The sequence below is a fragment of the Microbulbifer sp. GL-2 genome (assembly GCF_007183175.1).
Lineage (GTDB): Bacteria > Pseudomonadota > Gammaproteobacteria > Pseudomonadales > Cellvibrionaceae > Microbulbifer.
Window position 1 is genome coordinate 3,702,867 of sequence record NZ_AP019807.1, and the last position, 20,223, is coordinate 3,723,089.

At 42.9% G+C, this 20,223-nt stretch carries 20 protein-coding genes; 14 read left to right on the forward strand and 6 right to left on the reverse strand.

From position 1 onward, the window contains the following. Positions 1 to 38 precede the first annotated feature (38 nt). Complete coding sequence (locus tag GL2_RS16130) at positions 39 to 1,319, forward strand: MFS transporter (RefSeq protein ID WP_143731610.1); 1,281 nt, start codon at positions 39 to 41, stop codon at positions 1,317 to 1,319. A 61-nt stretch (positions 1,320 to 1,380) separates the two neighbouring features. Next, positions 1,381 to 2,220, forward strand: coding sequence for a carbon-nitrogen hydrolase family protein (locus GL2_RS16135; protein ID WP_143731611.1), 840 nt, complete (start codon positions 1,381 to 1,383; stop codon positions 2,218 to 2,220). Between the two features lie 93 nt (positions 2,221 to 2,313). On the opposite strand, the gene pcp is transcribed toward GL2_RS16135, so the two are convergent. The 3 genes from pcp to GL2_RS16150 all read right to left on the reverse strand — a co-directional run bounded on the left by pcp (position 2,314) and on the right by GL2_RS16150 (position 4,826). Continuing rightward, positions 2,314 to 2,982 (reverse strand): pyroglutamyl-peptidase I, encoded by a 669-nt coding sequence (gene pcp, locus GL2_RS16140; RefSeq protein ID WP_143731612.1) that lies wholly within the window; start codon positions 2,980 to 2,982, stop codon positions 2,314 to 2,316. A 56-nt stretch (positions 2,983 to 3,038) separates the two neighbouring features. Continuing rightward, the gene (locus tag GL2_RS16145; protein ID WP_172621179.1) at positions 3,039 to 3,458 is read right to left on the reverse strand and encodes an ester cyclase; all 420 of its coding nucleotides are present in this window, start codon (positions 3,456 to 3,458) and stop codon (positions 3,039 to 3,041) included. 456 nt (positions 3,459 to 3,914) lie between these two features. Continuing rightward, on the reverse strand, positions 3,915 to 4,826 hold the full coding sequence (locus tag GL2_RS16150; protein ID WP_143731614.1) for a LysR family transcriptional regulator: 912 nt from the start codon (positions 4,824 to 4,826) through the stop codon (positions 3,915 to 3,917). Between the two features lie 305 nt (positions 4,827 to 5,131). Between GL2_RS16150 and GL2_RS16155 the strand changes: the two genes are divergently transcribed. Further along, positions 5,132 to 5,878 carry a peptidyl-alpha-hydroxyglycine alpha-amidating lyase family protein gene (locus GL2_RS16155; RefSeq protein ID WP_172621180.1) on the forward strand — a complete coding sequence of 249 codons (747 nt, stop codon included), beginning with the start codon at positions 5,132 to 5,134 and terminating at the stop codon, positions 5,876 to 5,878. 56 nt (positions 5,879 to 5,934) lie between these two features. Beyond that, the gene (locus tag GL2_RS16160; protein WP_143731616.1) at positions 5,935 to 6,294 is read left to right on the forward strand and encodes a 5-carboxymethyl-2-hydroxymuconate Delta-isomerase; all 360 of its coding nucleotides are present in this window, start codon (positions 5,935 to 5,937) and stop codon (positions 6,292 to 6,294) included. 163 nt (positions 6,295 to 6,457) lie between these two features. Here the strand turns inward: GL2_RS16160 and GL2_RS16165 are convergent, their stop codons facing one another. From GL2_RS16165 to GL2_RS16175, 3 genes are all read right to left on the reverse strand, one after another. Further along, positions 6,458 to 6,925 (reverse strand): hypothetical protein, encoded by a 468-nt coding sequence (locus GL2_RS16165; RefSeq protein WP_143731617.1) that lies wholly within the window; start codon positions 6,923 to 6,925, stop codon positions 6,458 to 6,460. A gap of 681 nt (positions 6,926 to 7,606) precedes the next feature. Then, entirely contained in the window at positions 7,607 to 8,215 is a 609-nt protein-coding gene (locus tag GL2_RS16170) for an OsmC family protein (RefSeq protein ID WP_143731618.1), read from the reverse strand. A gap of 844 nt (positions 8,216 to 9,059) precedes the next feature. After that, positions 9,060 to 10,133, reverse strand: a complete 1,074-nt coding sequence (locus tag GL2_RS16175) for a 3-deoxy-7-phosphoheptulonate synthase (protein WP_143731619.1) — start codon at positions 10,131 to 10,133, stop codon at positions 9,060 to 9,062. A 1,326-nt stretch (positions 10,134 to 11,459) separates the two neighbouring features. Here GL2_RS16175 and GL2_RS16180 point away from each other — a divergent pair. The 10 genes from GL2_RS16180 (at position 11,460) to GL2_RS16225 (ending at position 20,208) form a co-directional block, all read left to right on the forward strand. Continuing rightward, positions 11,460 to 11,954, forward strand: coding sequence for a GNAT family N-acetyltransferase (locus GL2_RS16180; RefSeq protein ID WP_143731620.1), 495 nt, complete (start codon positions 11,460 to 11,462; stop codon positions 11,952 to 11,954). A gap of 126 nt (positions 11,955 to 12,080) precedes the next feature. Next, on the forward strand, positions 12,081 to 12,578 hold the full coding sequence (locus GL2_RS16185; RefSeq protein ID WP_143731621.1) for a shikimate kinase: 498 nt from the start codon (positions 12,081 to 12,083) through the stop codon (positions 12,576 to 12,578). 990 nt (positions 12,579 to 13,568) lie between these two features. Continuing rightward, positions 13,569 to 13,718, forward strand: coding sequence for an IS3 family transposase (locus tag GL2_RS22430; RefSeq protein WP_143732931.1), 150 nt, complete (start codon positions 13,569 to 13,571; stop codon positions 13,716 to 13,718). A gap of 202 nt (positions 13,719 to 13,920) precedes the next feature. Next, positions 13,921 to 15,087, forward strand: coding sequence for an iron-containing alcohol dehydrogenase (locus GL2_RS16195; protein WP_143731622.1), 1,167 nt, complete (start codon positions 13,921 to 13,923; stop codon positions 15,085 to 15,087). Continuing rightward, positions 15,084 to 15,521, forward strand: coding sequence for a thioesterase family protein (locus GL2_RS16200; protein WP_143731623.1), 438 nt, complete (start codon positions 15,084 to 15,086; stop codon positions 15,519 to 15,521). The genes GL2_RS16195 and GL2_RS16200 overlap by 4 nt, the downstream gene beginning before the upstream one ends. Positions 15,522 to 16,076: 555 nt before the next feature. Further along, entirely contained in the window at positions 16,077 to 16,262 is a 186-nt protein-coding gene (locus GL2_RS16205; RefSeq protein ID WP_143731624.1) for a hypothetical protein, read from the forward strand. A 53-nt stretch (positions 16,263 to 16,315) separates the two neighbouring features. Further along, positions 16,316 to 17,044, forward strand: a complete 729-nt coding sequence (locus GL2_RS16210; protein ID WP_143731625.1) for a serine hydrolase — start codon at positions 16,316 to 16,318, stop codon at positions 17,042 to 17,044. Between the two features lie 28 nt (positions 17,045 to 17,072). Next, positions 17,073 to 18,235 (forward strand): IS3 family transposase gene (locus tag GL2_RS16215; RefSeq protein ID WP_370452065.1). Its coding sequence is split into 2 segments (ribosomal slippage): positions 17,073 to 17,331 and positions 17,331 to 18,235, totalling 1,164 coding nucleotides; the frame shifts between segments, so codons are not numbered across the junction. Positions 18,236 to 18,284: 49 nt separating this feature from the next. Next, positions 18,285 to 18,812, forward strand: a complete 528-nt coding sequence (locus GL2_RS16220; protein ID WP_143731627.1) for a serine hydrolase — start codon at positions 18,285 to 18,287, stop codon at positions 18,810 to 18,812. Positions 18,813 to 19,047: 235 nt separating this feature from the next. Beyond that, the gene (locus GL2_RS16225) at positions 19,048 to 20,208 is read left to right on the forward strand and encodes an acyltransferase (protein ID WP_143731628.1); all 1,161 of its coding nucleotides are present in this window, start codon (positions 19,048 to 19,050) and stop codon (positions 20,206 to 20,208) included. Positions 20,209 to 20,223: the final 15 nt, after the last annotated feature.

Below are 20,223 nucleotides of genomic sequence, written 5' to 3' on the forward strand. Positions count from 1 at the left end.
ATTTGATATATTTCTTTTGTATTCGGGAGCCCGGTCATATGACCGGGTTGGAGGTATTATTGAACATGCAACTATCGGATAAACTGTCGCGCCGTAATTTTCAATTGATGTGGTTTGGGAATTTTATCAGCCAGTTTGGTAGCCAGATCGCATTTATTACATTGATGTTTTGGTTAAAGGAAGAGGTAGGCCTAGCTTCAGTGATGGGCCTTTCTGCTATGCTGTTCTCGGTTTTTATAGCCTTGTTTTCTCCATTAGGAGGAGTTCTTGCAGATACCTATTCGAGGAAAAAAATTATCATATGTAGTGATATACTATCTGGTACGGCATCATTGATATTGCCTGTGACATTTTATTTTCTCCCTGATCAAATTTACCTACTTGTTACTTTGGTACTTTTGATTCAATTAGTCTTAGGTGCCGCCTTGGGTGTCTATGATCCAGCCTATTCATCATTGTTAACAAATGTAGTCTCTAAAAAACAACTTCCTCTTGCTAATGCCGTAAAGAATGCCACTATTCAAGGGGCAATGTTAATTGGGCAGGGTGTAGGGTTATTGCTCTATGGCCAATTTGGCATTATCGTTATTTTATTCGCTAATAGCTTTTCATTTTATCTTTCTGCTTTGGCTGAATCATGGATTAAACCTCCCAAACAAGTTGGGGAGATTTCATCTCAATCTTGGTCTCGACCAAATTTCCAAAAATTATTTTATAGCATGAAGGAGGGGCTTGAGTATATCTCTAACGATCCATCAGTAAAATCTCTATTAGTGCTCATTGGTGGTGTCTATTTTCTATCTGGGCCGTTCGTAGTTTTACTACCTTTTTATATTGAGCAATCTCTATATGCACCTGGTTTTTGGTACGGTTATTTGATTTCAGTATTTGGTGGTGGTGGATTAATAGGCTATCTATCCTTGCCTTATTTCAAACTAATAGTTCAAGATTGGTCTTCTTTGGGTTTGGCTAGTTTTCTTATTTTTGGATTTTTACTTATAGGGCTTGGCCTGAGTGATAACATTTATTTTACTTTAATTATATTTTTCGGTTGTGGTTATTGTTTTGGCCTGATAAATGTTATGATAGAAACGGCAATTTTAACCAATACTCCTGATGTTAAACGTGGCCGTGTGATGAGTATTTATCGAGTGATAACCAGGCTGACCTACCCGCTAGGTATGATGGTCTCCGGTGCAATTGCTGATCTTTATCTAATTAGCATTGACTTTATTTTTATCATTTGTGGATTTTTGGTTCTGGTTTTGTCATTGCAGCAGTTTCGTGGTCAGAAGCTTAAAACAGCCCTAGCTTTCTAAGTATCTCTCATTTTTTAATTTGGAAAAAGTATCAGCTAGAATCATATAGGGAGATTAAATTTTGCAGATTAATTTACTACAGTGCTGCAGTAGTGCTGACGTTCAGGAAAACATTTTCAAGATAGAATCTCAACTTCATGCGTTGAGTGAAAGTGTAGACAAAAATGAGAAGCAATTAGTGGTGCTTCCTGAATTTTGTTTGGTATTTGGTGGAGATGAAGTCGATCAATCAGATTATGCTTTGCCTGATGAAAATAGCCCACTAAAAAAATCATTATCAGAACTTGCTCGTAAATACAGAGTTTATTTGGTAGCGGGAACCATTCCAGTTTTAACTCAAAAAGATACAGTGGTGAATCGTAGTTATTTTTTTAATGATTCGGGTCAGGTTTTAGGACAATATGACAAATTGCACTTGTTTAATGCAAATGTAAAAGATGGTATTCGTGGTTACCGTGAGAGTGATACTTTTTGCTCAGGTGAACACATCACTGTTATTGCTACTCCCTTTGGAAAAGTGGGTTTGGCCATTTGTTATGATATACGCTTTGGAGAGTTATTTAGGGCTATGCGTTTAGCAGGGGCTGAGTTGATCGCCTTGCCCGCAGCCTTTACAAAACCTACGGGGGAGGCACATTGGCAGACTCTCATTCAAGCAAGAGCTATTGATAGCCAGTGCTACCTACTTGCTGCAGCTCAGTGGGGTTCTCATAACCGAGGGTCAAGACATACTTGGGGCCAAAGTATGATAGTAGATCCTTGGGGGAGAATTTTGGCGCAAAAAGCCAGTGGTGAGGGGTGGGTAAAATCCCAATGTGATTTAACTTATCTAAATGATGTTCGGAAGTCGTTAGTCGTTGAAGAGCACAATCGATTTGATCCTCCCATATTAAAAACCTAAGGTCCGCAGACAGCTCAAAGTTAGTTGAAACTATAAAGACTGGAAAAAATTCTTTTTAATGTTGCCAGTGCTGGCAGTTGTCACAAGTTTTTTCTATATCTGAAACCTAGATGGGATAGATCTATCGATATCTTTAGAATGTTTCAGTGCAGTCTCTATACAGATATGTACACCAAGTGCTGCAGTCTCCCTGGACATACTGGGTGTGCCAATATTTTCTGGTAAAGCGGCCACTTGGGGTAGTTGCGGGAGATGAATCCATCCTGCAGGTATATCTAGTTGATTGGTAACAATATAATGTAGTACGCCGTACATGAGGTGGTTACAACAAAAGGTGGCAGCGGTATCGGAGATATCTGCCGGCACCCCTGCATCACGCATGGCCTGGACCATAGCCCTAATAGGAAGTGTGCTGCGGTAGGCTACAGGCCCATTTGGTACCGTTGGCTCACCTTGCATTTCCACCCCGCGATTATCCTTAAGGTGATATCTTGTCGAGTCGTTGTAATTTTGTGCGATTCTCTCAACGGTTACCATTGAGCGGCCACCATACTCTCCCAGCATTATTACCAATTTTGGACGTAGCTCTTGTATTGCTTCGGTGACGACATCAATACTTTCGAAAAAATTGTTAGGTACCAGTATGCCACAGATGTCGGCCGCAGCTATACGTGTTCCATCCAATACACGCATCACTGACTCAGCCGGATTTACTGGAGTATTCCCAAAAGCTTCAAAACCGGAGACTAAAACTTTTGTCATCTACAAACCTCCCCAATTAGCTTGAAAGTAGTCATTAGGTATTTTTCTACCGATGTTTATCCTGTTAGCCCTAGTTGATCCAGGAATGTATATTTATCCCAGTCAACCCAGCTTTCCACCATCTTGTCATTTTCATATCGATCAGTGTGTACACCGGTCCAGCAGCTGGTTTTTCCTGTCGGTTCATATTGCATAAATTTCCCTGTGTGCGTGGCAGTTACACGCCAGCGTGTGCAAACGTAATCACCTTCAGATACTTGAAGAAGGATTTCCATCTTCACGTTTGAAAATCCCTGATGGAAATCAGTAACTAGCTTCTGCCATTCTTGTAGTGTTTTACACGAGGTTTCACTGCCTGCATCGGGCATCTGGTGGTTTTTATAGTCAGGAGACAGGTAGCTGGTGGCTTTATGTGGTGTGTTATCCCCCCACTGTTCGATCAGATTTTTAGACGTTTCCTTATGGTTGGATGTCATAGAATCCTCCGATAATTTCTGTAAAGTTGAATGGTGGTATGTAGGCAGCCCAAGCATAGTGTAGAGCCAAGGGCTCGATAACAATCGATAGCGTTTTATTTATTATCTTGAGAGATTTAGGTGCCAAGAGAAATTTATCTCTCTCTATTGCGGTGCAATTCACTTATCAGTGTTTCGATAGTTAATCTGTGGGACTGAGAGCCTGGTATTCAAAACCAGGGATCATAATGAAATTAGTGTCATTGAAGACAAAATTGACACTTATTTTTCGTGTATGACTGGAGTTTTATACCTGAGATAGTCGATAAGATTCGCAGGAAATATCGCGGCACAAGAAAATAGAATTGCGAGAGGAGGGTGTTTTAGAGTTTTAGGGGGAGACCTTCTTAAAATCCAGATAGTAGTGCCCAGAATGCAAGCCCAATTCATATGGACATTATAATCAAGGGTATCAATTTAATTATGGGAGCACTCCTCTCTTTCACCAGCAAAAATTTCCTCTAAAAAGTGCCACAGTACATCGAGCTTGGGTGAGGCGGTTCGCCTTTGTTGATAGACACCAAATACTGGCCTGCTAGGTTGTGTCCACTCTGGCAGCACTTCAACTAAACGGCCTGATGCAATGTCCTTATCTACCAGATAGTCGTATAAACTGGCTATCCCGGTTCCAGCCAGGGCAGCTTGGTACAGAGCGAAATAATTATTGGCCGTGTATTGTGGATTTACGTTAATTGTAACCTCTTGGTAGCTGTTCGAAAATTTCCAGTGAATGGACGTTCGGCCGAGGCTGTAGGCGAGTAAAGCATAGTCAGGCAACTGCTTAGGGTCTTGTGGAATGCCGGATTGCTGCACATATTCCGGTGAGGCCACCAATCGTCGGCGATGTTCACCCAGCTGCTGCGAATACAGGGAGGAGTTCACTGATACTGCTTTGGTACGCAGCGCAAGGTCAAACCCTTCTTTTGTGATCTCTCTCAGCTGATCATCAAGGACCAGCTCCAGTCGAATCAGGGGATATCGAGCAGTAAACCGGGGAAGAAGTGGGCTGAGCCAAAACTGCCCAAGTGCCGTGGGCGCAGTTAAACGGATATGTCCGGCTGGTTGGCTGCCGCGGTTAGCGATACGCTCCTCAATCTCTTGAAGTTCGGTCAATAAACGATCAGTCGTTGAAAGGTATTCTTTACCGGCATCAGTCAGGCTTTGGCTGCGTGTTGTTCTATTTAAAAGGCGAGTACCCAGGTGTTTCTCCAGTTGTTGTACATGCTTGCTGGCAGCTGAGACCGTGGTCCCTAGCTCCTTGGCTGCCTGAGTGAAGGAGCTATGGCGAGCGACAGTACGGAAAACAGTCATCAATTGAAGCTTGTTCAACAGTCCCTTCCTTTATTGTTTCCGTTTAGGAAAATAAGAATCAATATTCTATCGTATTAATATCCCCTGGGGAAACAGTAACAATATGCGGCATAGCGTAATTGGATACTATTTATTAGGGGTGACTTATGAAATCTACAGGACTGTTATTTCTGACTCTGTTTCTTTTGCCGTTATGGGCTTTTGGAGACCAAAAAGAAACAAGTATGGTTCTACAAAGCAAGGTAGAGAGGTTCCTTCTACCAGAAGGATGGTCCTTGGGAGAAGTTGCTGGAATAGCCCGCACAAGAGAGGGTCATTTTTTTGTGCTTCACAGAGGAGCCCACCAGCTGTTGGAGTTTGATCGTCAGAGGCGCTTCATACGAGAGTTGGGAGCGGGCTTATTTGAGAACCCCCATGGGTTGCGCATAGATAGCAATGGAAATATTTGGACTACGGATACTTCTACCCATTTGGTTTTGAGGTTTGCCCCGAGTGGAGATGTATCCATGGTGCTTGGTAAGCGAGGGTTGGCTGGTAAAGGCTGGTTTGATCGAGATTATGATCTGGTCCTCTTTGATCAACCACAGGATGTTGCAGTTGATAGTGATGGATTTATCTATGTTGTTGATAAGGGGAATAGCCGTATTGTTAAACTTGACCCCAATGGGTTGTTTGTTCAGGCATGGGGGAGTATTGGAAATGCCCCGGGGCAGTTTAATTTTCCTCACTCACTCGTAATTTGGGATAACCAACTCTATGTTGCAGACCGGGAAAATCAAAGAATACAGATTTTTGATCGACAGGGTACCTACATAGCCCAGTGGGAGGATGCAGGATATCCCTATGTGCTTGCGTTGGCTGATGGCCATATTTGGGTGACAGATGCGCGTGCAGAGGAGATCCGCCGATACAACCTATCTGGAAAGTTACTCTCCCGTTATCAAGGGCAGCCTGGGCGTGGTCCTCATCAATTTGGTTTTGTGCACGGAATTTATCCAGATAAAGATGGCTTATGGATAACACAAATCCTGAACTGGAGTGTTCAGCGGCTCAGTTTCTTGGAACACTGATCGGTCATAACCAGATAATTAACGTCTGCGTGATTTTTTAATTTACAGGAATAATTATGCCCCACTGTGTTATCCACTGCCCATCCGTTTTTATTAAAGAAGTTGATATTTCAGCTCTCATGACAGCTGTATATCATGCAGCAGAATCTTCCGGATTATTTAAGCAAGGTGATATAAAAGTTCGAATAATGCCCACTGAGTATTACTTGGTGGGGCATACTTCAGCGGTATTTGCGCACCTCGAATGTTCGTTATTATCGGGTCGTACCTTAGAGCAGCGCCAGAATCTGTCTCAATTGTTGACGAAAGCTATGTGTGAGAGCCTGCCGGGTGTGGAGACGCTATCGGTAGAAGTCCGGGAGATCGTAAAATCTGCTTATTGCAATAGGGAGGCTTTGGAGGTAACCGATAAGTGATGGTCAAATTTACAAGTAGTACCTTTGAGGTTAGAGCACAGCCTTCCAGGTCGGTGGGTCTCGTTAAGCTATAAATTTACTGTGAAACCGTTTTGGTGGCTGAATAAGAAAGGGGCCCTGAGGCCCCTTGGAAGTTTGCTTCTTGAGTTTGCGAAGCATCTCGCTAATAACGCAGGTTACTAATGCACTGGTTATATTCGCGGATATATATCTTACCACCGATGGCATGATTGGCATTTGCTTTATCCGCTGCGGCATTCATACAGCCCTCTACTTGGTCTCGAGTCAGACCATAGTAACGGGGCTGAGTGCCACGCATGTAGTAACGGGGCTGTGTGCCACGCATATAGTAACGGGGTTGAGTACCTCTGTAGTAACGAGCACGATGATCGCGCCCACGCCAGTACATATTTCTCGGTTGCTCATACTGACGAATGCGGGTAGGCGGTTGTACCGGGTAAAAATAACGACCTTGTTCATTAAATGCATAGAAAGTATTGCCGCTTTGGTAATAGGTCTTACCAAGTATTTGTACCGGTGAAGAACCAGCAGGTAACTGTGCAAGACGATCTTGCGCGTAACTGAAACCTGCTAGAGAGAGCAGTAATATCATTGAAAATACATAACGCATAACGTTTTCTCCTTCTCCAACTTGGCAACAAGTCTACTCGAACATGTGTGCAGTCCCAATGTGCTATTTAGAAAGTTTCATATTATTTGCATTAATTTTTTGATGTTCAAAAGTCTGAATTTTTTAGCGCTTAGGCAATGAATATTTTAGTAATTTTTATATAGGTTAAATTATGTTCCAGACCCCCGGTTCGATTTGGAATTTAAGCCCATGTTTACATGGCCTTGTGAAGATGGTTGGGGGTTCCGATAACGCTCTATTTGGCGCTTTATGCGGTGACTAGACTGTCATTTTTTTGAGGTCTGTGTTGATTCTTCTGAGGAAGTGTTGATTCCCGTTAGAAATACCTTCCTCGGAATAGTATTTTTAAAGGCTGAATCCCTGGTAATTTTATGGCGGCCTTGTTTTCTATGGTTGTGTTATCTTTATCTTTCACCTATAAATTTTGTTTTTAGTATGTATAGGTGTGAGTAAGTTCAATCTGGATATTTACGTGTGGGCAAAAGAAGAAGAGAGTTTTTTTGAATTATTTGTTATTTCAGTTTTTGCAGCATCCTCAGCATGGTCACACGTCTTCTTAAGTTGATAAATACATAAATGAACCTAAGGAAGCTCGAAAAAAACTATTGTTATTGATGTCTCCCTTCTAATGTATAGTTAGTAATCACAGGTATTAAACGACTATTTGAATGGTCGTTCCTTATTATTTAAATAGAGTTTGGTTGAAACTGGGGTCTCATTAGCAACAGTTTGAAGCGACATGCAAGCTTGTCGACAATAGTGGGCAAAATCCAGAAGTTTTTCCTCTGGTTCGTCACTCTCAATGATCAAATGCATTTCCACTTTATCACCTTTGCCGAAAACCTCTTCGGGCTTGATACCCCCAAAATCCAACGTGGTAGAAAACTCGGTTTTTTGTTCAAGCTTCACGCTTTTAAGCTTTATATCTGCCAGTTTCGCCAGCATCTCTACGTGAGACATCATGCAAAGTGCCAATCCAGCGGAGAAATACATGATAGGAGAGGGGGCGCTGCCTCGGCCGCCGACTGCCGTACCTTCATCACAGATCAGTTCCCATGTGCCTCCATTGGGGACATTGGAAAAAATGGTTGCTTTTTTCAGGTGGTGACCCTCGGGCATTTGCTCCACATTGATGTGCGCATGGAATTTCAGTAGCTCTCCCTGTTTCACCTTATCCAGATGGGGTGGGGCGAAGGTAGATTGCTTAGCTTCTACAGAAAGTTTGCGAACAATCGTTGAAGAAGACATATCCCATTGAATGGAATCCATATTTACCTCTCCTGTGTTGATTTAAGGGTTGACTGAATAGTCATAATGCGGGTAAGTCATAAAACTGCGGGTCTAGGGGTATGGAGTCAAGTAGGTAGGGCGGAATCTTAAGGTGTGTTGGTTCTATTTCAAACAATGCATGTAGAAAAATATGGGTAATTATATGTCTAACCTAAAAATTATCTTCTTTCTGAGGTAATAGTTTCGCACCAATAACCAAAAAAAATCATTCAAGGGCTGGAAGTGTGGTTAACTTTGAAAGGCTTTCTATATAAGCCTGGGCTTCCTCCTCCTTGGAAGAAAATCTGGCTAAAACTCTCTTGTTTCTACTGCGCTCTGAGTGATGGAAAATGGCCTTTACTCCTTTAAAAATACTGAGGAGTTGTTTTTCTATCCAGCTATGACAAAGAATACGGGCCTTGGGAATAAGTAACTTTTCTGGGTAATCGATATCGTATGTCTTTTTGAATGGGAAAGTGATGCAAGCGAGAAGCGTAAGGAGGGCAGTAACAACCCGGGGAAATTCTGAGTTGCTTTCCAAGGCAAAGCTAAGGCTTACTAATAACCAAGCGAGGACGAACCCACCGAGTATATAGGTTAAGGCGTTATGGGCTGGAGTTCCATTTTTATGGTCAGAGCAAGGTTGGAGAATACCGTCATCTTAATAACTGAACATAATCTATAAGTGGAATATGGTGCCATCAGTCGGGGGCTCCAGCTGCAGAATACTCCTGCAAACTGAGATTGTCAGTGGTTATTAAGTAGAATTATTTCGAAGAAAAGGGGTTAATAGAACCGGGTATCAGGGCAAAATAGTAAACCCTGATACCAGTAAAGTATTCGATTAAGTATTTCGCTGTTTTAGAGGCTCACGAAGCTGCTCAGCCATTCCCAGTAATAGTGATTCGGTGGTTTCCCAATCGATACACTTATCGGTAACGGAAACTCCGTACTCCATATCACTGAGCTTTGGCTGGATTTTCTGATTGCCGGCTTTCAGGTTGCTTTCCACCATAATGCCGATAATCGACTGGTTACCGTCGAGGATCTGGTGGGTCACATTGTCTACAACCAAGGGCTGTAACTCATGGTTTTTGTTAGAGTTGGCGTGGCTGCAGTCCACCATAATATTTGGCACGATATCGGACTTGCGCAGTTCCTGCTCGCACATGGCGACACTCACAGAATCGTAGTTGGGCTTTTCATTACCGCCGCGCAGTACTACGTGCCCGTAGGAATTACCTGCGGTGTGAATAATCGCGACCTGACCACGCTTGTTGATACCGAGGAAACGGTGGGGGTTGGCGACGGATTGCAAGGCGTTGATAGCTACTTCCAGACCGCCGTCAGTACCGTTTTTGAAGCCTACGGCAGAGGAGAGGCCGCTGGCCATTTCCCGGTGAGTCTGGGACTCGGTAGTGCGCGCGCCAATGGCGGACCAGGAAATCAGGTCTTGCAGATACTGGGGAGAGATTGGGTCCAGCGCTTCTGTAGCGGTGGGAAGTCCCAGCTCGGCGACATCCAAAAGCAACTTGCGGCCGATATGCAGGCCTTCCTCAATCTTGAAGGAATCGTTCAGGTGGGGGTCGTTGATCAGGCCCTTCCAGCCAACCGTAGTGCGAGGCTTTTCAAAATAGACACGCATGACAATTAGCAGGGTATCGGAAACCTTGTCAGCCACCGCTTTCAGACGCTTGGCATAATCCATCGCGGCGTCCACATCGTGAACGGAGCAAGGCCCGATAACCACCATCAAACGGTGGTCTTTGCGATCGAGGATATCGCGCACGGCGGCGCGTCCTGTAGCGACAGCCGTTTCGGCGGCATCGCTGATGGGGAGTTCTGCTTTCAGCGTCTCTGGACTGATCAGAACTTCCTGTGAGACAACATTTAAGTCATCGAACTGCTGTGTGGTCATGGCGTCTTCTGGTTACTCTGTTCCTTAGTGCCGCGCTGCACCTACAGGCGGATAGCTTATCCTACTGTGCCGCAAAGAATAGGGCGAGGGTTTCATTTGCAACCAAATAGTTGGTCTTCATTTGGGAGTTTCATTTGCTTTTATCCTGTGACAGTTTGGCACTTCAACAGAATTTAGGGGTGCTCAGTTCGGACAGTTTTTATGGAGGAGGGGGTGGCAGATGTGATCTCCACCGATCTATCTTCCAAGCCAGTCTTAGCGTACCTTCCAGTATGAGGTCATCAAGGTATAGTCCTTTCTAAGCCATATCGGTCTAAACACCTAAGTTTATGATGATGTATGGAGAAGATAACAATAGGGGCCTGGGAGGCCGGTGCCTACGGCAAGAGACTGCAACTGTGGAGTTTGGACTTGACGCTGGTTGACCATGGGAGCTACGAGAAGGGGAGAGCCCAACTCTATGGGGCCCTATCAGGGCAAACTAGCGACCAGAGAAGGTAGGGCAGATAAAGCGTCACAGTGCTGTGCTGTAGGGCTGGGCTGCCAGGCTCTATGCGTGAGATCTCTAAACTTGAGGGGTTGGTATTCAGGGGCAGGGCATAGACGAATCCCAATAAGCGCGTAAAGCGAGTAAGGATCTCCATGTGCCTCCGGTAATGCCTGTGCCAACTCTACCTCCACTTGTATTCCTGACCTGGATTGATGGAATCCCCTCCCTTTATCCGGGTGATAGCAGGCCTGGAAGCTATCAAATAGGTCCATGCATTATGGTACTACGCAGCTTGGAGGGTGATAGCCATCCCGTTTATGGCTTCCTTTCGGATGGACAGGTGAGGCTATTCCAAATCCATGAGGTATCAACGGGCAGGCTTCAGCTTATGGATGGGAAGGTTTTGAAGCACTTATCATTTGGAGGAAGGGCAATATAATGGTGACAAGTTAAACGTTACCTGTGATGGCCTTCCTCAACCAAAAGACGGGCTTCCCCCGTTTATTAAGATAACCCTTGAAAATTCGTAATTACTCAAAAATATTGTTTCCCGGACCCCGCACTTGGCGAAAATGCGATATCCTAAGACGCTTTATTTAGAAATCGAGAGCCTTGAGCAAAAAGGTATAGTATTTCAAGCGGAGAACTTTATCCTCATACAGTTCTTTGGCTCTGAGGAAAATGAGCCTTTTGGGTTTCTAGAGCTACTCGGGGATGAACTTTATGTCGGTCGAGATACCTAGATATGTGCCAATAGGGCACTGTTGCTCCAGCGGGCCTCGGAAGGCCCTTTCGCTGCTATGCGCCTTCAGATCTTACCCTAATATGAACCAGAAATGATTGAACTCCGAAACTTACACAGAGGAGATGAAAATTCACTGATTCGTCACTTGAATGATGATCGGGTTACAAAATATCTTTCCTTGAGAATCCCTTCTCCATATACGAGAGGAGACGCTGAGTGGTGGATAGAATCTGGTAGTAAGGAGGTTGGGGTTGTTCGAGCTATTGATTTTGACGGCTCATTTTGTGGTGTTATCGGTGCTTACACCCAGAATTTTGAGTACTCGCATTCAGCCGAAATAGGCTATTGGCTCAGTTACGATCACTGGAATAGAGGTATCACTACTGTGGCGTTGATAAAATTTACAAAATATATTTTTGAAACCACGGACCTCAAAAGATTATTTAACCCTGTTACATCTCTAAACAAGGCATCCTTAAAGGTACTAGAGAAAGCTGGGTACAAATTGGAAGGTGTTTTAAAAGGAGCAGTGGTTCATGAAGGGGTCTATGTTGATGAACACCTGTATGCGAGACTTCGCCCATAAAATTTAAATGTAGCCGAAGTCTTATTTGTGGATTTTTGGTGAGTGTTGTACTCCCTTTTTCATCAAAAATACATGCCAAATAAGCCATAGCTGATTTTGGTGCTGTCTGTTCGAAAGGAAATAAGTTTGAAAAAAATAGTAATATTTGGGAATTCTGGAGCAGGGAAATCAACCCTGGCCATACAATTATCCAAGTCAGAAGGTTTGGCGCATTTCGACCTGGATACAGTTGCATGGCAGCCAGTATCTCCCCCCATTCGAAGACCTATTGACGAATCTAGGAAAGAGATTGACAAGTTTTTAAATGACAACGAAAGTTGGGTTATTGAAGGCTGTTACTCAGATCTACTGGAAATAGTTCTCCCAGTATCCAGCGAAGTTATATTTCTGAATTTGCCAGTTCAGATGTGTATCTCCAATGCAAAGAATCGACCTTGGGAGCCTCATAAGTACGTTTCAAAGGAAGCTCAAGACGAAAATTTAGACATGCTGATAAAATGGATAGCGGAATACACCAATAGGGATGATACTTTTTCTAAAGCGTCACATGAAGCATTGTATAATTTCTATAAAGGTAAGAAAACAATGTATACAAAAAACGAAAGACGTGCTACGGCGGTCTAATACTTCCGGACACTTTGCTAAGAAGGTAAAACTACTAAGCGAGGTGAAGCATAAAAGAAAAAGAGACACGCCGGCAATTCAAGCCGGAGTTCAAAAAAGGTGGCATAGCCCTAGTCGATGAGCGAGGGTATCCGATCTCTAAGGCCGCAGAGGCTATAGGAGCCACTGCGGAGGCACTGGATTAAAGAGCTGAAGCAGGAAGAGAGCGGAATATTGCTGGATGCCGGTGAGCGCGCTGAATTGGATCGGTTGCGACGCGAAAACAAGCAGTTGCGGATGGACAAAGAAATGAAATAAAGTACAACTTTATAAAAAAGCAGCAAAGCAACTTTCCAATTAGGGCTCTCTGTTGGGTAATGCAAGTAAATAAGAGTAGCTATTACGAGTGCGAGTGGTGTCGTCGTAGTGATAGCTCAATAGATAGCCAGACATGGAAACTATGCCATCGTTTGACCGCTTTATTTTCAGAATCTCGACAGAGTCTCGAAAGCCGCCGGTTAATGAAACCGTTACGCAAAGAAGGCGTAAAATTGGGCGCTATCATGTCCACAGGCTAATACAAGGCTACGTTTGGCAGTAAAAAACAAGAAGCAATTTACAGTGACGACAGATAACAAACACCAACTGCCGATCGCAGAAAGCCTTCTGAATAGTGATTTATTTCCGAGCGCTAAAGATCAAGTTTGGACTATTGATATTACGTATATTTAGACTGTGCAGGGCTGGCTGTACTGGGTGGTAGTGATTGATCTCTATTCACGCTGGATTGTTGGTTGGCATTTAGATCGCCAGATGTAAATGGCCTTAATAAGTCGTGCGTTGATGATAGCTGTCAATTTGCATACACCACCAAAAGGTCTTCTACACTACTCTGATCGAGGCAGCCAGTATGCCAGTCATACTCTGTTGAAGCAGCATGGAATGGTGTGCTTGATGAGCTGCAAGGAAAATTGATGGGACAACGCACCGACTGAACGTTTTTCTAGCAGCCTGAAACGGGAGTGGTTAACGGGGAATCTCTATGCAACAAGAGAGGATGCAATAACCGGTGAGAGAGCCTATATTACTTATCACAACTCACACAGAATGCATAAAGCACTGAGGAATGTAACCCCTATCGAATTTGAGAAGTGTGCTTAGAGAGGTGTCCGGTTGGACTTGACCACAATAAAAATAATAGACGTATCTACAGTAGTGACTTGGTGATTAATTTATCGTAGTCTTGATGGTATCTGATTGGTGCTAAATTCATACTGAACTAATCAGAGGTTCCCTAGGGTTTTAAATGGAACCATTGCCAAACAAAACAGGAATAAATAATAATTAAGGCGGTGACACCCTTATGTTAAGTTTTCAATTCGATACTACAAAATCCATTATAAGTAGTCCGGGAGGTTTAAGTAGAATCAGTGAAATATGTGATCAGTTGAATATAACCAAGTTGCTAGTGGTAACTGATCCAGGTATTGTAAATTGTGGTTTGGTAGAGAGGCTTAAGGCGCAATTAGATAGTAAATTTTCGGCCATCGTCTTTGCTGAAGTTAATGCTGATCCTAAAGAGCATGTCGTATTATCAGCAGTAGCTCTGGCAAAGCAGCATAATGTTGATGGCGTAATAGGTTTTGGTGGCGGCAGCTCAATGGATACCGCCAAAGTTGTCGCTGTTATGATTGATTCGCAGCAACCCCTCGATCAGCTATATGGGCTTGAGCGAGTCCAAGGGAATCGATTACCGCTAGTTTTAATACCTACCACTGCCGGTACCGGCTCAGAAGTTACACCTATTGCAGTTTTAACAACTGGAGAAACCACCAAAGATGGTATTGTTGCTAAACAGTTGTTGCCGGATGTTGCCTTATTGGATGCACAATTAACTCTAGGGTTACCAGCTCATGTGACTGCTGCAACTGGTATTGATGCTATGGTACATGCCATAGAGGCTTATACGTCTAAGCATAAAAAAAATATCTATTCAGATATGTTGGCTAAGCAGGCCTTGCTATTGCTATCAAAAAATATTGAGCAGGCCACGCACTATGGCGAGGACATTGAAGCAAGACAAAATATGTTATTAGGCGCCTGCCTTGCAGGCCAGGCCTTTGCCAATGCACCAGTTGCTGCTGTACATGCCCTTGCATATCCATTAGGGGGGCATTTTCATATACCTCATGGGTTAGGTAACTCTTTAGTGTTGCCACATGTGATGCGCTTTAATCAAAGCGATACAGCCAGGCTTTATTGTGAATTGGCGCCATATATTTGTCCAAATATTAATACAGCTCAATCCGATCAAAAAGTGTGCTCTGATCTTATAGCCTTTATTGAGCAGCTAATTGAACAACTAAAATTGCCTCGGACCCTAAAACAATTAGATATCGGCGAACATCATTTAGAGATGCTTGCCACCGATGCAATGTTACAAACTCGCTTATTAGTCAATAATCCCAAGCCATTATCTCATGATGATGCTCTCCTGATTTATCAGGCCGCTTATGAGGAGGCTTTGTGAGTAACCAAGCTGCGTTGCGTTCTGATTATGTTTATTTTGAAGAGATAACCACTAGGTGGATGGATAATGACGTGTATGGGCATGTAAATAATGTTGTTTACTATTCCTATTTTGACACTATTACCAATAATTTTTTGATTAAAAAAGGTGGGTTAGATATACAAGACAGCGAGGTCATTGGCTATATAGTAAAATCTGAATGTAATTATGTAGCTGGTATTTCTTACCCTGACAAAATATTCGGTGCTTTTAGAGTTAATCGAATAGGTAATTCTTCAGTTGAATATGGCCTCGCAATTTTTAAAGAAGAACAAGTAAATGCATGTGCGTATGGTTCTATGACGCATGTCTTTGTTAATCGCCATACTGAACAGCCCACGAAAATCTCTGGTCAATTGTTGGAGGCATTACAAAGTGTACTCATTGAGTCCTAAAGAATTTTTCCAGCGGGGCTGTATACAATACAGGAAAATATTATGTGTTTGGGCCCTTAATCTGATACCTTTCATTGAGGATTTCTAGGACTGCCATCTACCTAGTTAGATTGTCTATGTGGAAATTATCCAGCACCCTACCAGCTGGCACTTCCGTGCTATAGGCAAGTGTATTATCTGTTAGGAAAATTTTGGGGTAAATATTTTTATAATATTACTAGTGAAGATCGCCCACGGCCTTAGCAAAGTACAGATGCATGAAAAGTTACTAAATTACACACAACGCTTAAATGGTACGCATTTCATAAAAAGTCAGCCTGCGTATCGGCTACTCCTTAGGAGTATATTAAGAGGCTCTTACTCTATAATTCGCTGGGATAATTGTTATACTCCCCCCCCTCTAAACTCTGATATGGTAATGCTGATAAGTAACAGCAAACGTATTCTATTTTGGGGTGAGGGAGCTGGCAGCTTTACTTTAACAAGCTGTTAGTATCCCATATGTGTATTTTCCAGGTTCGCGGATATAGTTTCAAACTCAAAGGGGTGCCCGAAATGAAAAGCTTATGCAAAGTATGCGCTCAAAATAAAATGGGACTCGGTATTGCCTTTGGTGTAGCCATTGGTATGGGTTTTGGTGCTGCTACGGGTGACATGGTACAAACTATAGGTTTAGGTGTCGCGCTGGGCGTTTTGTTTGGTGCTTTATGGACGTGGCGTGTAAAGCGAGAGGTCTGCTGACAGGGCGCTATTTTGATAAACATTCCTGTTAATTTAAATTGAGAAGGAAGATCATGAAAAACCGATTGATGCGCTTTAGTCTAATGGCAAGTTTTATACTATTTAACACTACAAGCATTGCTGAGAGTGGCAACAAGAGTGCGCCTGAATTGTCAGAATTTGACGTCAACAGCTTATCATATTCATTCGAGCAAACCCTACCAAATCTTAACAGCGCCTACATTGATTCAAGCCCAGCCGCTAAAGAAGATGGTATTGTGGTTGGCGAACTGGTAACTGAGGCCGACAGTAAAAATTCTATCATTGAGTTTGCACAGGAGTTAGAGGAAGGTAAGCATGGTGGTTATGATAGTGTGCTTATTTCACATAATGACAAGCTTGTCTTTGAATCTTATTATAAGAAAGGCCGGATCAATCTTCCCCATTTCCAAGCGTCAGTAACTAAGTCTTATTTATCGCTAGCGATTGGGAGAGCAATCCAATTAGGTTACCTGACTATGGCTGACTTAAATAAGCCTATAGTCCACCTTTTAAAAAACCTAGAGCATGAGCGCATTTCTGATGGGGTGGAAAATATTACGCTTGATCAGGTGATGAGTATGCGTTCTGGGATTAGATTAAGTGATGATCAGCTTAAGCTAATTAGGGGTAATGGCTCAAAAACAAAAGGGTATAATATCGCTCAAGCTTTTTTACAATACACTGAGGCTGTTTCATCAGAGTCTCAAATATTTAGATATCAAGATTCTGATCCTACCCACCAACGACGGACACTCTGTTAAGCGATAAACTACGCAGCAGAGGTGCTCTATGACAAGACCAAATAAACCAACCAAAACCACTCGTAAACAATACCCAGAGGAGTATAGAAAAGATGCCCTAGCCCTGGCACTCAAGGTCGGAGTAAGCGTTGCCGCTAAACAGCTTGGGTTGCATCCTTCCCAGATTTACGGATGGCGCAGTAAGGCTAAGCTACATCAGAGCCGAGGAGATTCCGAGAGAGAGCTGGCCACAGAGAATGCTCGACTTAAGCGGCAGCTGGCTGAGCAGGCAGAGGAGCTGGCGATCTTAAAAAAGGCCGCAGCGTACTTTGCAAAGAGCCTGAAATGAGGTACGCCTTTATGCAAAAGCACAGGCATGAGTTCAGCATCAAAGTGATGGCCAAGGTGTTGGGCGTATCTCGCAGTGGGTTTTACGACTGGGTGTCAAGATTGGCCAACCAATCCAAGCACCAGCAGTACCGAATAGAGCTTGATAGCTTGGTACAGCAGCGTTTTATAGTCAGTAAAGAACGTAGTGGCGCCCCTCGCCTAACGAAGGAGTTGGCTGGTGAGGGGAGTAAATATAATCAAAAAACAATTGCTGCCAGCATGCGTCGACAGGGCCTACGGGCTAAAGCAGCCAGGAGATATAAAGCCACAACCTACTCAAAACATGGTCTGCCAGTAGCACCAAACCTGCTTGAGCAGAACTTCACTGCTGAAGCGCCGAATCAGAAATGGGCCGGGGATATTACCTACCTGCGAACAGAAGAAGGTTGGTTATATCTAGCTGTAGTGATAGACCTATATAGTCGGCTGGTTATTGGCTGGGCGATGTCGGAAACGATGACGGCCACATTGGTCTGTGACGCCCTTCAAATGGCGTTATGGCGACGTAAGAAACCTACGAATGTTATCGTGCATACTGACAGGGGAAGCCAGTATTGCTCTAAAGATTATCAATCTTTAATTACAGCGTATGATTTGCGGTGCAGCATGAGCGCCAAAGGTAATTGCTACGATAACGCTTGTGCAGAAACATTCTTCCACTCACTTAAAGTAGAAGCAATCCATGGTAACCGCTTTCCCACAAGGTGCCTCATGCGAGAAACCGTATTTGAGTATATAGAGATAGACTACAATCGAAATCGCCTACACAGCGCCAATGGCTATCTCAGCCCTGAGGCGTTTGAGGAACAACTAGTCGCTTAGTGGTGTGTCCGTTTTTGATGGGTAGGATCATTCTGACCCAAGAATTACTATGCAGGTCCTTGATAGCGTAGTGCCGGGAACAGGTGAGCATTTCATCAAGACTGAAGTACTGGACAAACTTGGCGTTGCTGTTTACGGTTGGCGAAAAGATATTAATGGTTTACCTATTGCCGAGAGTGGTTCTAGCATTACATCACGCGATATGCTGAAGTTTGGAGTACTGGTAAACAATGGGGGCCGATGGAAGGGTGAACAGCTGATTTCAGAAGAGTTCTTAGCTAAAGCTACAAGTGATATTATTAAACCAACGGAGGATTGGATACCTGATACTTTCAATTATGGATATTTTTGGTATCAAACGGATATGACAATTATAGGTAAAAGCTATGATGTTAAGCTTGCTTGGGGTGCTGGTGGGCAGTATATTCTAGCGATTAGAGATCTTGATTTGGTTGTTGTTATCACTGGTCATGATAGAGAAGATAAAATAATGACTGAAGTATCAAAGAAAATCCTACCCCAGTTTGCTGAAAAAAAATCATTATGGAGTCGCAGTAATAGTGATACTAAAAGATAGTGCACCTGCTCATATAATTAATGGTGGTTCTTCATGTGTTATCGTTGAGCGGCCAATACTTGAGGTGGTTTACTCTGAAAAATAGACTCGAAAAACTAATCATATAATTCGCATAATGAAAAATACTTTTCTAGTGATTGGTGTTTGATCTGGTTTCTTTCGCGCGATCTCGCATTCACTTAGGTCGCTCTGTATTAAAAGACAATGAGTTTTTGCGTATCATGGAAAGAGAAACATGAATAATGCTAGAGTTTCAGAGCTGGATTGGTTGAGAGTAATATTAATCCTGGCTGTTTTTTTGCATCATGTATTAATGCCTTTTAATGGTGATGATTGGCACATAATGAACGGTGAGTCTAGCAAAATACTTGATGACGTCATGGTATATTTTGAACAATTTAGGCTCCCGATATTATTTTTCATTGCAGGTGTCGGTAGTGTATTGTTACTCTGTAGGATTAGTCCGGCTCATTTCTTGCGTGATAAGTTTTTACGCTTGTTTATTCCATTAATTGTAGGAATGATGATTGTTGTTCCGCCTCAAAACTACATTGAGAATATTGATAAATACGAATCATTTTGGCAAGAGCTCCCACAGCTTGTATTTAAGCTCGATGCGAATCACCTTTGGTTTATTGAGTATTTGGTAGTTTTTTCGTTTCTTGCCGTGCCTTTGCAGTTTTTATTACAATCACAGTCAAAAAAATCGATTAAATTGTTTTTGAAGCGATTGATAAATACACCGAGTGGTTTGTTTGGGGTGGTGTTGGTCTTGATTATTCTTAGGGTGGGACTAAAATTTTACTTTCCTGAGGATGACCATAGTATAAATAATCTGTCTTCCTCTTTGTTTTACCTGTTCTTTTTCATTGCAGGTATGGTCTGCATACAGTCACAGGTAGTTTGGATATCGCTCAGCAAATATCGGCGAACTAACTTTATGTGGTTAGTTATTAGTTCAATAGCTTTCTACGGGTACTATTACTCCCCAGACTTAAGTGAATATTTGTCATTGCAAGCCCGTTGGTCAATTTGGTGGTTTGTATGTTGTTTGGTCGCGTGGTCAGCACTGCTTACCCTATTAGGTTATGCTCAGCGTTACCTAAAAAATACACCTAAATGGCTTAAAGTCAGCAATGAATTGATATATCCATTTTATATTTTTCATCAAACAGTCATAGTTGTGATTGGATATTATGTGATTAGCTGGCCAATTCCTCTGGTATATAAAGCTATTATATTGCTTGTAAGCGCTCTTTTGATAACGGTAAGTATATGTTTGTTAGCTGTCTATCCATTTAATATGATACGTAGACTTTTCGGTCTTAAACCAAGAAAAATTAACGTCAGTGATGATATGGCCTATAACAAGTCGCTTCACAGATCAATCCAGTAATTGTCTGGTTGTTTA

What these genes read in the sequence shown, in the direction of transcription:
- GL2_RS16130 (WP_143731610.1), top strand. Translation starts at nt 39, where the DNA reads ATGACCGGGTTGGAGGTATTATTGAACATGCAACTATCGGATAAACTG.
- pcp (WP_143731612.1), bottom strand. Translation starts at nt 2,982, where the DNA reads ATGACAAAAGTTTTAGTCTCCGGTTTTGAAGCTTTTGGGAATACTCCA.
- GL2_RS16145 (WP_172621179.1), bottom strand. Translation starts at nt 3,458, where the DNA reads ATGACATCCAACCATAAGGAAACGTCTAAAAATCTGATCGAACAGTGG.
- GL2_RS16160 (WP_143731616.1), top strand. Translation starts at nt 5,935, where the DNA reads ATGCCCCACTGTGTTATCCACTGCCCATCCGTTTTTATTAAAGAAGTT.
- GL2_RS16165 (WP_143731617.1), bottom strand. Translation starts at nt 6,925, where the DNA reads ATGCGTTATGTATTTTCAATGATATTACTGCTCTCTCTAGCAGGTTTC.
- GL2_RS16170 (WP_143731618.1), bottom strand. Translation starts at nt 8,215, where the DNA reads ATGGATTCCATTCAATGGGATATGTCTTCTTCAACGATTGTTCGCAAA.
- GL2_RS16175 (WP_143731619.1), bottom strand. Translation starts at nt 10,133, where the DNA reads ATGACCACACAGCAGTTCGATGACTTAAATGTTGTCTCACAGGAAGTT.
- GL2_RS16180 (WP_143731620.1), top strand. Translation starts at nt 11,460, where the DNA reads ATGATTGAACTCCGAAACTTACACAGAGGAGATGAAAATTCACTGATT.
- GL2_RS16195 (WP_143731622.1), top strand. Translation starts at nt 13,921, where the DNA reads ATGTTAAGTTTTCAATTCGATACTACAAAATCCATTATAAGTAGTCCG.
- GL2_RS16205 (WP_143731624.1), top strand. Translation starts at nt 16,077, where the DNA reads ATGAAAAGCTTATGCAAAGTATGCGCTCAAAATAAAATGGGACTCGGT.
- GL2_RS16210 (WP_143731625.1), top strand. Translation starts at nt 16,316, where the DNA reads ATGAAAAACCGATTGATGCGCTTTAGTCTAATGGCAAGTTTTATACTA.
- GL2_RS16220 (WP_143731627.1), top strand. Translation starts at nt 18,285, where the DNA reads ATGCAGGTCCTTGATAGCGTAGTGCCGGGAACAGGTGAGCATTTCATC.
- GL2_RS16225 (WP_143731628.1), top strand. Translation starts at nt 19,048, where the DNA reads ATGAATAATGCTAGAGTTTCAGAGCTGGATTGGTTGAGAGTAATATTA.